The sequence below is a fragment of the Puribacter membranae genome (genome assembly GCF_055380425.1).
In genome coordinates, this window is the sequence record NZ_AP040167.1 from 1,026,555 (window position 1) to 1,038,562 (window position 12,008).

14 protein-coding genes are annotated in these 12,008 nt (G+C 53.5%); all 14 read left to right on the plus strand.

The genetic code is table 11. From position 1 onward, the window contains the following. Window positions 1–138: 138 nt before the first annotated feature. Window positions 139–2,691: a phage tail tape measure protein gene (locus ACZ41M_RS05055; protein WP_464730008.1), complete on the plus strand. Its 2,553-nt coding sequence runs from the start codon at window positions 139–141 to the stop codon at window positions 2,689–2,691. Beyond that, on the plus strand, window positions 2,691–3,596 hold the full coding sequence (locus ACZ41M_RS05060) for a phage tail protein (protein WP_464730007.1): 906 nt from the start codon (window positions 2,691–2,693) through the stop codon (window positions 3,594–3,596). Before ACZ41M_RS05055 ends, ACZ41M_RS05060 begins: the two co-directional genes overlap by 1 nt. Beyond that, the gene (locus ACZ41M_RS05065) at window positions 3,593–3,823 is read left to right on the plus strand and encodes a tail protein X (protein WP_464730006.1); all 231 of its coding nucleotides are present in this window, start codon (window positions 3,593–3,595) and stop codon (window positions 3,821–3,823) included. The genes ACZ41M_RS05060 and ACZ41M_RS05065 overlap by 4 nt, the downstream gene beginning before the upstream one ends. Continuing rightward, window positions 3,820–4,962 carry a phage late control D family protein gene (locus ACZ41M_RS05070; protein WP_464730005.1) on the plus strand — a complete coding sequence of 381 codons (1,143 nt, stop codon included), beginning with the start codon at window positions 3,820–3,822 and terminating at the stop codon, window positions 4,960–4,962. The genes ACZ41M_RS05065 and ACZ41M_RS05070 overlap by 4 nt, the downstream gene beginning before the upstream one ends. Before the next feature lies 1 nt (window position 4,963). Then, window positions 4,964–5,557, plus strand: coding sequence for a phage baseplate assembly protein V (locus tag ACZ41M_RS05075; RefSeq protein WP_464730004.1), 594 nt, complete (start codon window positions 4,964–4,966; stop codon window positions 5,555–5,557). 68 nt (window positions 5,558–5,625) lie between these two features. Beyond that, window positions 5,626–6,036 (plus strand): GPW/gp25 family protein, encoded by a 411-nt coding sequence (locus ACZ41M_RS05080; RefSeq protein ID WP_464730003.1) that lies wholly within the window; start codon window positions 5,626–5,628, stop codon window positions 6,034–6,036. Continuing rightward, window positions 6,036–7,181 (plus strand): baseplate assembly protein, encoded by a 1,146-nt coding sequence (locus ACZ41M_RS05085; RefSeq protein ID WP_464730002.1) that lies wholly within the window; start codon window positions 6,036–6,038, stop codon window positions 7,179–7,181. The genes ACZ41M_RS05080 and ACZ41M_RS05085 overlap by 1 nt, the downstream gene beginning before the upstream one ends. After that, window positions 7,174–7,752: a phage tail protein gene (locus ACZ41M_RS05090; protein ID WP_464730001.1), complete on the plus strand. Its 579-nt coding sequence runs from the start codon at window positions 7,174–7,176 to the stop codon at window positions 7,750–7,752. Before ACZ41M_RS05085 ends, ACZ41M_RS05090 begins: the two co-directional genes overlap by 8 nt. A 3-nt stretch (window positions 7,753–7,755) precedes the next feature. After that, window positions 7,756–9,312 carry a tail fiber protein gene (locus ACZ41M_RS05095; RefSeq protein ID WP_464730000.1) on the plus strand — a complete coding sequence of 519 codons (1,557 nt, stop codon included), beginning with the start codon at window positions 7,756–7,758 and terminating at the stop codon, window positions 9,310–9,312. A 14-nt stretch (window positions 9,313–9,326) separates the two neighbouring features. Then, window positions 9,327–10,181 carry a hypothetical protein gene (locus ACZ41M_RS05100; RefSeq protein WP_464729999.1) on the plus strand — a complete coding sequence of 285 codons (855 nt, stop codon included), beginning with the start codon at window positions 9,327–9,329 and terminating at the stop codon, window positions 10,179–10,181. Next, window positions 10,178–10,531, plus strand: coding sequence for a DUF1353 domain-containing protein (locus tag ACZ41M_RS05105; protein WP_464729998.1), 354 nt, complete (start codon window positions 10,178–10,180; stop codon window positions 10,529–10,531). The genes ACZ41M_RS05100 and ACZ41M_RS05105 overlap by 4 nt, the downstream gene beginning before the upstream one ends. A gap of 62 nt (window positions 10,532–10,593) precedes the next feature. Further along, entirely contained in the window at window positions 10,594–10,839 is a 246-nt protein-coding gene (locus tag ACZ41M_RS05110; protein WP_464729997.1) for a hypothetical protein, read from the plus strand. A 131-nt stretch (window positions 10,840–10,970) separates the two neighbouring features. Next, window positions 10,971–11,120 carry a Com family DNA-binding transcriptional regulator gene (locus ACZ41M_RS05115; protein WP_464737483.1) on the plus strand — a complete coding sequence of 50 codons (150 nt, stop codon included), beginning with the start codon at window positions 10,971–10,973 and terminating at the stop codon, window positions 11,118–11,120. A 40-nt stretch (window positions 11,121–11,160) separates the two neighbouring features. After that, window positions 11,161–11,964 carry a DNA adenine methylase gene (locus ACZ41M_RS05120; protein ID WP_464729995.1) on the plus strand — a complete coding sequence of 268 codons (804 nt, stop codon included), beginning with the start codon at window positions 11,161–11,163 and terminating at the stop codon, window positions 11,962–11,964. The last annotated feature ends 44 nt before the right edge of the window (window positions 11,965–12,008 follow it).

Consider the following 12,008-nt stretch of genomic DNA (forward strand, 5'->3'; position numbering starts at 1 on the left):
ACACATACCAAAGTTCTTCAGCCACGGTACTGACCGCGCCCCAGATACTGCCGAGCACCCAAATCGCCACTGCTATCAATCCAATCGCATACAGAACAGCCATAGCCACCCCCATTAAAGATAAGTGAATCATACATCATGCCCTCTCAATTAGCAATCGTTATTACAGCATCTGCGCTTACAGGCGCGGCTCAAGCGGCGATTAAGGGCTTGGGTGGCTCCATGATGCAAATGGGGCGCACGGGCAGTTTGGCGACCAACAAACTGACCAGTGAGTACAGCGCACTCACGCAACGCGGCGAGTTACTCAAAAATGGCGTGGCCACCTCGCAACTGGCCACGCACAAATCGGCACTTATTCGCCAACTCGCGCAGGAGCAATCGCGCATTGATGCACTGGGAAAAAGTTACGATGCCTACACACGCAAGCAAAGGCAAATCGGCAAAGCCAGTATCCAGCAAACCGAGTTGCGCAATCAGGGCGCGTCTATGCACGGTGAAGCCATTGGCGCATTGGGTACTGCATGGGCAGTCGTGAATCCGCTGCGTGCGGCGATTAACGCATCATCCGAATACCGTGTTGAATTAACGCGCATTGGCAACACCTCAGAAATGACGCGCGAGCAGTCACTATCAATGGGTAATGAATTGCTTGAGCAGTCCGTTAAATTCGGTGTGGCAGCAGATAAACTCAAGGGCGGTTTAGGTGAAATGGTAGCTGGCGGGATTGATCCAAAAGTTGCACTGAACTCCATAGATTCAATGGCCAGCGTCATTAAAGCCTATAACGCTGATGCTACAGAAGTAGGTTCAACCAATAATTCACTCATTACCAGTATGGGCTACGCGGCAGAAGGATTAAAACGTCCGTGGGATATGCTCGCCACCTCGGCAGCCCAAGGTAACTTCGAATTAAAAGACATGGCAAAATGGTTGCCAACGCTGGGAGCATCGCATAAAGCATTAGGTTCTATCGGTGACCAAGGCACAGCAACCTCAGGTGCATTTTTACAAATAGCCAAACGCGGTGCAGGTAGTGCAGATGAAGCGGCAAACAATTATCAAAACTTCTTACAAAAATTATCGCAAGGAAGTACTGAAAAAAATGCTAAGGACATGGGGTTTAGCATACGAGACACCATGCTCAAAGCAAAAAAAGAGGGACTTGACCCCATCGAAGCTGCCGTAGCTAAAATCAAAGATATGACTGGCGGCGACCAATTCAAAATTGCTGAGCTATTTCCGGATATGCAGGCTCAAAACTTCCTGCGCCCCGCGATACAGAACTGGGAGGATTATAAGAAAATCAAAAACGCTTCGCTAAATGGCGATGGTAAAGTCGACAAAGACGCACAAAAAATCACCGAAGAGTCAGCCGCTATTTCAGAGAAAGCAGGTGCTGCTTGGACTCGCTTCAAAGTGGTCACTGGTGATGCTCTTATCCCTGTTTTTAATATGGTAGCCATAGGCTTTACCAAGGTAACTAACACCTTGTCAGATGGCGTGGCAAAATACCCGCAGCTTGCAACTGGTATCTTGACCCTTGTAAGTGTATTGACCGCTTTTAAGTTAGGTTCATTCGCAGTAAGAGCTGCTCTGCTGTTGTTAAAAATGGGACTGTTAGGTGGCAGGCTTAATGTGCTTAAATTAACAAGTGCTCTCATTCAAGGCAAAGGTGTTTGGCAAGCAACTCGTGCTGGAATTAGTCTTCTTGATCGTTCATTGGTACGCAGTAGAAGTGTATTAGGTACTTTCGCCCGAGGGTTTTTGCACGTAGCCCGCTTTGCAGGCAATGCAGTCGGTGCCGTTAAGCGATTTGCGGGCACAAAAATGGGGAAATTTGCAGGCAAAGCCATGGGCGCAGCAGCAGGTGCGTATGGTCTGTATGATATCTATAAAAAAGATAAAAATGCGGGTGCAAAAAACCAAACCACAGGGCAAAAAGTAGCATCCTATGCACAGGGCGCATTATCTGGCGCGGCGATTGGCATGATGTTCGGACCGATTGGCGCGGCAGTAGGTGCGGCTTTAGGCTTGATTTATACCGCAGTAGTCCGCAATTGGGACATGATTAAAACTACTACCGTCACTAAATTGGCTGAATTTAAGTTGAATATAGTGACCAAGTTTAATGAAGTCACCGCATTTTTTAGTGGTTTGCCCGCACAATTTAGCGCATTTGGTTCGATGATTATTGATGGCTTGGTCAATGCCATCACCAGTGGTACGTCACGGGTCGTCAGTGCCATCATCGGTATGGCAGGAAGCGTGATAGGAGCCGCTAAGGAAAAATTTGGCATCAACTCGCCAAGCCGAGTATTCAAAAAAATTGGCGGCGGTCTGACGCATGGGCTTGACCTTGGTATTGATAAAGGCGCCCCGCGCCCACTCAAAGCCATTGGCGCATTTGCCAGCAATTTGCAACAACGTTTCACAAATCGCGCCGGTGAGCTGCGCTCGAATCTATCTGCACGGATGCAGGCCAACTCGGCGGAGCTGGCGGCGGCGCGAGCGCAACAGCAGTCTGCTCAGTCCGCTCAGCATGGCGGCCACATCATTCATTACAGCCCACAAATTTACGCACCGGGCGGCGATCCGAATGTGATTAGCGGTCTTCTCAAACTGTCGCAACGCGAATTTGAGGCGATGTTTGAACGCTTAATGGCGGATAAACAACGGAGGGCTTACTGATGTATGCAATGCTGGGTGACGTGCGCTTTGAGTTTTTGACCAGTTTTAATAATCTGGAGGAAACGCACAAAGCGATTTTTGGCAAGCACGAGGTGCTGGTCGGGCGGCCACGACTACAGGCGATGGGCAACGATCTGACCGGCTACCGCTTCGGGGTTAAATTGCACTGGATGCTGGGTAATCCGGACACAGCGTACAACGGCTTGATTGCGGCCAAGGAAAGCCAGCAGGCGCAAGCCTTGGTCTATGGCTCAGGTCGTTTCGTCGGCTGGTTTGTGATCGAATCGGTCACTGGCCGAACATTGTTGCAAGACCCGCAGGGACGCACCGCGATTCGTGAACTGGACGTCGAGCTGACCGAGTTCGTCGGCGATCCGAATAATCCGCTACCGACACCGGGTATCGGCGGTGGGCTGTCGCCTCTGCTCTCGCTCCTGCCCGAGTCCGTGCGCGGCACAGTCAGCACTGTGGCCGATGCGGTGCAAACCGGTGTGCGCATCTACCGTGCCGCCGAGGCCGTGATTGATGACGCACAAACGCTCATCACCCGCGCCAAAGAAGTGCGTGACAATCCGATGTCCGCGTTTGGCCTGATTGGCGATGCGCTCAATCTGGGTAATACCGCCGTCACACAGCTGGGGCAACTCCCGGTGATCGGCGCAAAGATGGGCGATCTATCAGGCGTGACCGACTTTTTGCGCTACTCAGGGGCGGCCGCACAGTCGATGCAAAACGCCGTCAGTACACTGCAAAGCGGTGTCAATAGTGGCAATATCGGCACGTGGTTGGATACCGGCTCGGCATTCATCGAGCAGGCGACCGATGGCCTGACCAATGCGGCCAAAGGTGCTCAGTTACTCACCGGCTGGGTGGCTGGGCGCAAAGATGGAGGCGCATCATCATGAACAATGTGACGCAAGCAGTCTTGCAATACACCACCCAGCTCGGCGACCGCTGGGACATCATTGCGCATAAATTCTACGGAAACGCGTTGCTCATCGACGGACTTATTGCCGCCAATCCGCACCTGCCGATCTGCGAACAGTTCGCGGACAATTTAACCGTGTTCGTGCCGGTGCTCGATGCCAAACCCGCCAATAGTCAAGAGGATATGCCGCCTTGGATGCGATGACCATTTTGCAGACGCTCTCCGGCCTTGCCGGTGCGGGCGGCAACACCCACCCCGTCACCATGCCCGACTACGTCATCAAATACGAGGGCAAGGACATCACTGGCGATCTGAAATACAGCCTGTTGAGCATCAGCTACACCGATTATCTGGGCGGTCAATCCGACGAGCTGCAATTAGATTTCGAGGACACGGACGGCCGCTGGTTACGCGCTTGGTATCCGGAGCAAGGCGATGCCTTGAGCCTGTCGGTCGGCGACCAGTTCACCGGCATGGTGAGCTGGGGCAGCTTTGAAATTGCCGAAATTGAGTACGACCACCCGCCGTCCGTAGTCAGCATCAAGGCTCTGTCTACCGGTATCACCCGCGCGAATCGGACACTTCAGCCGAAAGCCTACGAAAAAACCACACTACCAAAAATCGTGCGCACCATTGCCGCGCGGCTCAAACTGTCGGTCACTGGCACGGTCGCGGACATTCAGATTGAACGGATCACTCAGTACCAAGAGTCCGACGTCGAATTCCTCGCACGCATTGCCCGCGAGTATGGTCACACATTCAAAATCGTCGATAAAACGCTGGTCTTCCACGCCAACGTTGAGCTGGCCAAACAAGAGCCGGTAGCCGTACTCAATCCAGCGGACATCAAACGCATCCGGCTAAGAGACCTGATTAAAGGTGTACCGGACGAAGCGGTCGTGACCGGACACGATGCGAAAACCAAAAAAACGCGCAAAATGCGGCGTAAAGCCAAGCCGCTGCGTGCTAAATCCAAACGTGCAACGACAACCGATACACTCAAAATCGTGGCCAATCGCGGTGAATCCGATCAACAGATGGCTGCTCGTGCTGATGCTGCGCTGGCAGACGCACAACAGAGTCAAGTAGCCGGTACGATTGAACTGGTGGGCAATGCCAAGCTGGTGTCCGGCCAAGTCGTCCAACTCAAAGGCTTCGGTAAGTTTTCCGGCAAATACTTGGTCAAACGTGCGCATCACGACATCAAAAAATCCTCCGGACACGGCGCAGAATTAGAGGTCAAAATGGTCGAATACGTCCCCGATGAGCCGGAAAAAACCGAAGCACAAACGAATGCACCAACCACCGCCACAGATGGCGTTAGAACGGCCACGGGAGCCTAAAATGCAGACCTTGCATGACTTCACCGCAACCCTACAAATCGGCATCGTCACCGAATGCGACGACGCCAAGCACGCTGTGCGCGTGCGCCTGCCCGCGCTCGAAGACATGCCATCCGACTGGTTGCCAGTTATCGTGGCCAACGCAGGCGGCAACCGCTTCTATGCGCTACCCGATCCGGGTGAGCAAGTGGTTTGTATGCTCGACGCACGCGGCGAAGGCGGCGTGGTGCTGGGCGCGATTTATAACTCTGCCGACCCAACGCCGGCATCGAGCCGCGATATTTGGTGCAAGCAATTCACCAACGGCACGCGTATCGAACACAACCGCGCGACCGGCCGAGTGATGGTCGATACGCCCGGTGATGTGCTGATTAAAGCTGGTGGTAAGGTCACGATTGACTGCGGAGAAACCGAAACCACGGGCAATTTGACGGTACAAGGCTCGCTCACGTACAAGGGTGGCATGACAGGCAGCGGCGGCAGTGGCGCGGCCGCGAAAATTAACGGTAGTCTGGAAGCGACCGGTGACGTTAAATCCGGTAACATCAGTCTCGGCGGGCATGATCACGAGACCGGCGTCGGCAAACCGACGTAGATAAATTCGCCGTGATTTTTTAATCTACATTAAAAGAAGCCCCATGCGCCCGTGCGTAATATAGCCGCATGGAACAAGCACTCATAACCTCACCTCGCTCGAAGCACTGGCAACTCGCGCCGCTTGATTTGCAGCCTCGCGGCGCGAGCGCTGTCAGCTCGGACGTTGTACAGGGTTTTGACGACATCGAGCAGTGCATTTTCAACATTCTGTCCACCCGCAAGGGCACGGACGTCACCCGTCCGGACTTCGGCTCGAATTACTTTGATTACATCGACGCGCCCGAAGACATCTTCGTGCCGAATGCCGTGCGTGAAGTCGTGCTGGCAATCCAAACGTGGGAAAAGCGCGCAGTCATCGACAAGGTTGAGTTCAGCGGCAATGCACCTGAAATCACCATGTCCGTGCATTGGCACGCGGCCGATGATGTGAGCAAAGAGATTTACACCACGGCCATCCCGATCAAGGGGGTGCGCTAATGGATTTGAGCAAAATCAAACGCGAAGATGTCAAAGTCATCGACGACAATTTAGACACGACTCTGGCCGAGACCATACGCGACTATGAAGCCCGCGCTGATAAAACCCTGCGCCCAGCGCACATTGAGCGGCTGCTCATCAATACCTTTGCTTACCGCGAAACGCTCACCCGTCAGCAGGTCAACGAGGCCTATCGCCAACAGCACGCCCGCTTTGCCACCGGCTTGATGCTGGATTTGTGCGGGGATGATGTCGCTACACCACGCCTGTCGGCTCAAGCCGCCATGACCACGCTGCGTTTTGCCGCGCCAGATGTCAGCGGCTCAACCACGATCAGCGTACCGAAAGGCACGCGCGCACAGGTCGGCGAGCTGGTGTTTGCCACGGCGGAGGCCGGTGTGCTAAAAGCCTCGCAAAAAACCGTTGATCTGCTCGCCGTGTGTACCACGGTTGGCGTAGCTGGCAATGGTTGGGCTGTCGGGCAAATCAACACGCTACTGGGCAAACTGCACGCAACGATTGAGGTCGCGGTCAGCAATATCACCGTGCCGTCGGGTGGTGTTGAAAACGAAGAGGACGATGCGTACCGCGAGCGCGTTTTACTCGCGCCCGAATCATTTTCTATTGGCGGTACGGTCGGCGCATATAAATACTTTGCTCGTCAGTTTTCGCCCGTCATTTGTGACGTTGAAACATCCAACGATAAAGACGCAAACGGCAATGACATTGGCGGCACGGTGGTGGTCAGCGTATTGACCAAAGACGGCTTGCCCGGGGCAGAGCTACTGACCCAGTTAGAAAAAAGTTTCCAGTCCGAGCGTATGCGCATCCTGTGTGACAAACCGAGCGCACGCGCACCGCAGGTCGTCAACTACGCGCTTAATGCCGAGCTGACCCTGTACACCGGTGCGAACGAGCTGGAGACCATCGCGGCCGCAAAAGCCGCATGGACAGCATACGAGGCACAACGTCGGCTCAAATTGGGCGGCGACATTGTGCCGCTGGATATTCAGACGGTGCTCAAAGTGCCGGGTGTATACAACGTCGTTTTAAAAAATCTCAATTTGACTGTATTAAATCGTACGCAGTGGGCGCGTTGCACCGGCGTCACGATCACAGCCGCAGAGGTGCAGCAAGATGGCTAAATTGACCTATGCCGACATCATTGAGCGCGATCAGCGTGCCAAAGCATTGGCCGAGTTGGGCTTGCGCTTTGAGCTGATTGACACGCCGCGCCTCATGCCGCGACTGGTCGATCTGGTTGCACCGGAGCATCTGGATTTGCTCGCTGAATCCTCAAGCATCATTGGCGAAGACGGCTACTGGCTGGCCGAGTCGGAAACCGCACGGCGCAAGTTAATTAAAGGCGCGTATGAATTGCACCGCTTCAAAGGCACACCGTGGGCGATTCGGGAAATCATCCGACGGCTGGGCTTTGGCGAAGTGACGCTGATCGAAGGGCTGAACCGTCGCACGTACAACGGCGAAACCAAGTATGACGGTGTCTATGTCTATGGTAGCCCGACGCACTGGGCGCACTATCGGGTCATCATGGCCAATGCCATCACCAACGATCAGGCCACATTATTACGCAAAACCCTACGCGCATTTGCGCCAGCGCGGTGTGTGCTCGAATCGCTGGACTACAGTGCGGCGGCTCTGCGCTACAACGGTAAGGCTAATTACGATGGTAAATTTAACTATGGGACAGCATAAACAATGTCAAACGTAATAGAACAATCACTCTGGGAAGTTGGCGTTTATCAAATTGAGACCAGCGATGCGATTCTCGGCGGGATCAACGGTATCGCCAACCGGCAGGCACTGCAACTGGCCAACCGCACACTCTGGCTCAAGAATCAGATTGCAGACTTGGGTACAAACAAACAGCCGGTCGATGCAACTTTGACTGCGTTGGCAGGACTGAACACCTCGGCAGACCGGTTAATTTATGCCACTGGCGCAGACCAGTTTGCTTTGACACCGCTCACCGCATTTATCCGCAGCCTGCTCGATGATGCCGATGCTGCCGCAGCTCGTGCGACGCTTGGCGCGGCACCGCTGGCTTCCCCAGCGTTGACCGGCACGCCAACCGCGCCAACCGCGGCCGACGGCACAAATACAACCCAGATTGCCTCAACTGCATTTGTTCAATCGGCGGTGGGCGGGTATCTATCCAAATCGGTGACCGGTGGAACGGTGACTTTGAGTGATTTGGAGGCATCCAATCCGGTGATTGGTTTTTCCGGCACACTGACCAGCAATCTGGTTGTGGTCGTGCCCACCACGGCCAAGCGTCTGTGGGCTATTTATAACGCCACCAGTGGCGCATTTACGCTTACAGTCAACACGGCTACTGGCTCGGGTGTGACTGTCGCTCAGGGCAAGCGTAATCTTGTGTATACAGACGGCACGAACGTCTACGATGGTTTTAATGATTTTGAAAACATCGCACTCACTGGCGTGCCCACTGCGCCGACAGCGGCTACGGGAACCAATACGACGCAGGTAGCGACGACCGCGTTTGTCAATGCCGAAATCGCGGCTGACCGACCGTTCGAGTCAACGCTGGCTAACATCAAAATGGATGGCGCACAGTCGGTTGGCTCACTGAATACAGTTGCGCGCGGTGACCACGTCCATCCGACCGATACCAGCCGTGCGCCATTGGCATCACCCGCATTGACCGGCATTCCGACTGCGCCGACCGCATCAACCGGCACACGCTCAACACAACTCGCAACAACTGCATTTGTCGGTGCGGAAAGCCAAATAGCCGCGCCAACTGGCTCTGTATATACATTCGCAGGGTCAACTGTACCGACAGGCTGGCTCAAATGCAATGGCGCTCTGCTGTCGCGGACAACGTATGCGGCGCTGTTTGCTGTGATTGGCACAACCTACGGCGCAGGCGATGGCTCTACTACATTTGCATTGCCCGATTTGCGCGGCGAGTTTGTGCGCGGCGCAGACGATGGGCGAGGCGTTGATGCGGGGCGCGTGCTCGGGTCAGCGCAAGCCGGTCAAAATGCGAGCCATACGCACGCGGCCAGCACCAGTCCGGCAGGTGGCCACAGCCACGTCTTTGAAAATTTGATGCGAACTGGGGATCAAGATCGCGGTATCGGCAATGCGTCGCTCTGGTCAATTGACAGCACGGTCATTCAGACGACGTCGCCAGTAGGAGACCATATACACGCAATTACGGTGAATGCCGACGGTGGCAACGAATCACGTCCGCGCAACGTTGCCATGCACTACATCATCAAATATTAATGAAGGAAATCATCATGATCAAACTAAACAAAGCTTATGTATACGACCCTGTGACCCGCGAATTTGTGGGTGTCGCACGTCTTGACCACGATCCGCTTAGTGGTGGCTGGCTGATGCCTGCCAACGCTGTACAGGTAAAGCCGGACGTCGCTAATTGTCCTGACAACAAAACGCTGGTTTTGAGTGATGACGGGGCAAAGTGGGTGGCTGTCGAAGATTATCGTGGCGAGGTCATTTACCGAGTGGCTGATGGGCATCCCGCACAGGTCAACGGTTTGGGTACTTTGTCGGCGGATGTGACGCTGATAAAACCAGAACCGGAAGAAGGATTTTTAATTGATCAATTCGATGAAAAATCAAAAAAATGGCTCTATCGCAAAAACTTTGCGGGCATGGTTGTCTATAGCACAGACGATGGCGCGCCGCGCACGCTCACTATTGATGATCGTGCCATTCCAGACGGCTACACAGATAAGTCGCGCCAAAATGATGCGTATAACTGGGATGCTAAAAGTAGCGATTGGGTGTTGGACAAAGCCAAACAGGCCGAGATTGATAAGCAGGCAATACAGGCCGCTGGCGCGCAAAAGTTGGTGGCGATTGAGCAGGCGATCCACAACCATTTAGAGCAGGTTGTAGCGGACTTGGGGTTGGGCGTTGAGTCCGGTGATAAACTGATCAGCTTGTACGCAGGTTACGACAATCCATTGCGACCGTACGCCGAAGCATTTGGCAAACATCGGGCGCAGGTTTGGGTGATGGCCAAGCAAGATAAAGATTTGATTCTGGCTGGTAAAAAGCCGATTCCGACAGTTGAAGAAGCGGTAGCAGCGATCCCGCCATTCATCATGACTGAAATAAAATCATGAGCCAATTTACGACACCCGCCGTACTCGAAATGCTCGATCACTATCGCTGGCGACTGGTCAATTCATTCGATTACTACACGCTGGATCCATGCTCGGGCATGCGCTGGGAATGGTTCAAGCTGGATGGAATTGGGACGGTTAAACGTATTTGGATTGATGTACCAGCAGGCTATGTGACCGATTTAGCGACTGTCCCGCGTGTACTGTGGGCAGTTTTTCCGCCGCACGGCCGTTACGCAAAGGCAGCTATCATCCACGACTATCTGTATGCCAATGGGCTTGGTTCTAAACGCTGGGCGGATCAGGTGTTTATGGAGGCGATGGGTGTGCTCGGTGTGCCGAAATGGTGAAAATGGGTAATGTACTTAGCTGTTCGGCTATTTGGCCGAGGTAATTATTGAGAGGGAAAGCAATGACACAGCAAACAACTCTGACTTATGGCGAGAAAGCCGTCGGTATCACGTTCAATCCGAGCGCAAATCCCGATGTGGAAAACATCAAATATCGCTTCGCTCAAGTGATTGACACTCTGCATGATTGTCGTTTAGCGGCAAAAGAAAAGGTAGAAAAAGAGATGATTGAATTGGCGATTAGTGCATCGAAATACGCATGCGAAAGAGCTGTTTTTGCAGTTGAGCAGTATTCACGCAAAAATTAAAAAAGAGACGGCGACGTTTGACCTGTTGGAGCAGGACAAACGCCCCGTTAACGCTGATCACACCAGCACCACGGCAAGGCCGCCTCACCTACGCGTAGGCATGCCAAGTCTAACAAACTATGGTGCTAACAATGCAAAAAGGACACACAAACCCGTACAAATCATTTCAAACCGTGCAATACCGTTGCAAAACGTGCAACAAACTACTGGCTATCGGACACGCCCAACTGATCCAAATCAAATGTCCGCGTTGCAAATCACTGCAAATATTCAATCAATAGAGTGCCACCGCCATGAGCACCGCCCACATAGGAGGTACTCATGGCATCCAAACTCAACCCAACCACTACATCATCACCCATCGCTTGGGTCGGCGGAAAATCAAAACTGACTGCTGAGATTATCCCGATCATGCCCGCGCATCGGTGCTACGTCGAAGTATTTGCCGGTGCGGCATGGCTACTGTTTCGTAAACCGGCCAGTAAAACTGAGGTCATTAACGACATTAACGGCGAACTGGTCAATATGTACCGCGTCATCAAGCACCACCGCCAAGCGTTCATCGACGAGATGCGCATCATGCCCGTAGCGCGTGATTTGTATAATCTTCAGCGTGCCACGCCACCGGAGGTGCTGACCGATATTCAGCGAGCCGTGCGCTTCTACTACACACTGCGTACTGCGTTCGGCGCAAAAGTCGTTGGTCAAACGTTCACGATCAGTGCCGATCGGCCGAGCACGTTCAACGTCGAGCAAATTGAGCAAACCATCACGGCGGCCAGCGAGCGGCTCGCACGGGTCTATATAGATAACCGGCCGTATCACAAAGTCATCGACGCATTAGACCGCAAAGACACCTTGTTCTACATCGACCCGCCGTACTGGGATTGCGAAGATGTCTACGGCCGAGGCTTATTCAGTAAGGACGACTTCACTCATTTGGCCAAGCAATTGGCAGGCATCAAAGGCAAGTTCATCATGAGCATCAACGACGTGCCGCAGATTCGAGAGCTGTTTGGCCAGTTCCACATCAAAGAGGTCAATACCCGCTACAGCATCAATAAAGACCAAAACAAAGCAGTGACCGAACTACTGATCACAAACTACCCGACCCCTTCCGATTGAGCGCCGGACGGCTCAAGCCCGCACAATGGCAGTGTCGCTGACCC

Coding starts and splice junctions, on each gene's coding strand:
- ACZ41M_RS05055 (WP_464730008.1), top strand. CDS start 139: ATGCCCTCTCAATTAGCAATCGTTATTACAGCATCTGCGCTTACAGGC.
- ACZ41M_RS05060 (WP_464730007.1), top strand. CDS start 2,691: ATGTATGCAATGCTGGGTGACGTGCGCTTTGAGTTTTTGACCAGTTTT.
- ACZ41M_RS05065 (WP_464730006.1), top strand. CDS start 3,593: ATGAACAATGTGACGCAAGCAGTCTTGCAATACACCACCCAGCTCGGC.
- ACZ41M_RS05070 (WP_464730005.1), top strand. CDS start 3,820: ATGACCATTTTGCAGACGCTCTCCGGCCTTGCCGGTGCGGGCGGCAAC.
- ACZ41M_RS05075 (WP_464730004.1), top strand. CDS start 4,964: ATGCAGACCTTGCATGACTTCACCGCAACCCTACAAATCGGCATCGTC.
- ACZ41M_RS05080 (WP_464730003.1), top strand. CDS start 5,626: ATGGAACAAGCACTCATAACCTCACCTCGCTCGAAGCACTGGCAACTC.
- ACZ41M_RS05085 (WP_464730002.1), top strand. CDS start 6,036: ATGGATTTGAGCAAAATCAAACGCGAAGATGTCAAAGTCATCGACGAC.
- ACZ41M_RS05090 (WP_464730001.1), top strand. CDS start 7,174: ATGGCTAAATTGACCTATGCCGACATCATTGAGCGCGATCAGCGTGCC.
- ACZ41M_RS05095 (WP_464730000.1), top strand. CDS start 7,756: ATGTCAAACGTAATAGAACAATCACTCTGGGAAGTTGGCGTTTATCAA.
- ACZ41M_RS05100 (WP_464729999.1), top strand. CDS start 9,327: ATGATCAAACTAAACAAAGCTTATGTATACGACCCTGTGACCCGCGAA.
- ACZ41M_RS05105 (WP_464729998.1), top strand. CDS start 10,178: ATGAGCCAATTTACGACACCCGCCGTACTCGAAATGCTCGATCACTAT.
- ACZ41M_RS05110 (WP_464729997.1), top strand. CDS start 10,594: ATGACACAGCAAACAACTCTGACTTATGGCGAGAAAGCCGTCGGTATC.
- ACZ41M_RS05115 (WP_464737483.1), top strand. CDS start 10,971: ATGCAAAAAGGACACACAAACCCGTACAAATCATTTCAAACCGTGCAA.
- ACZ41M_RS05120 (WP_464729995.1), top strand. CDS start 11,161: ATGGCATCCAAACTCAACCCAACCACTACATCATCACCCATCGCTTGG.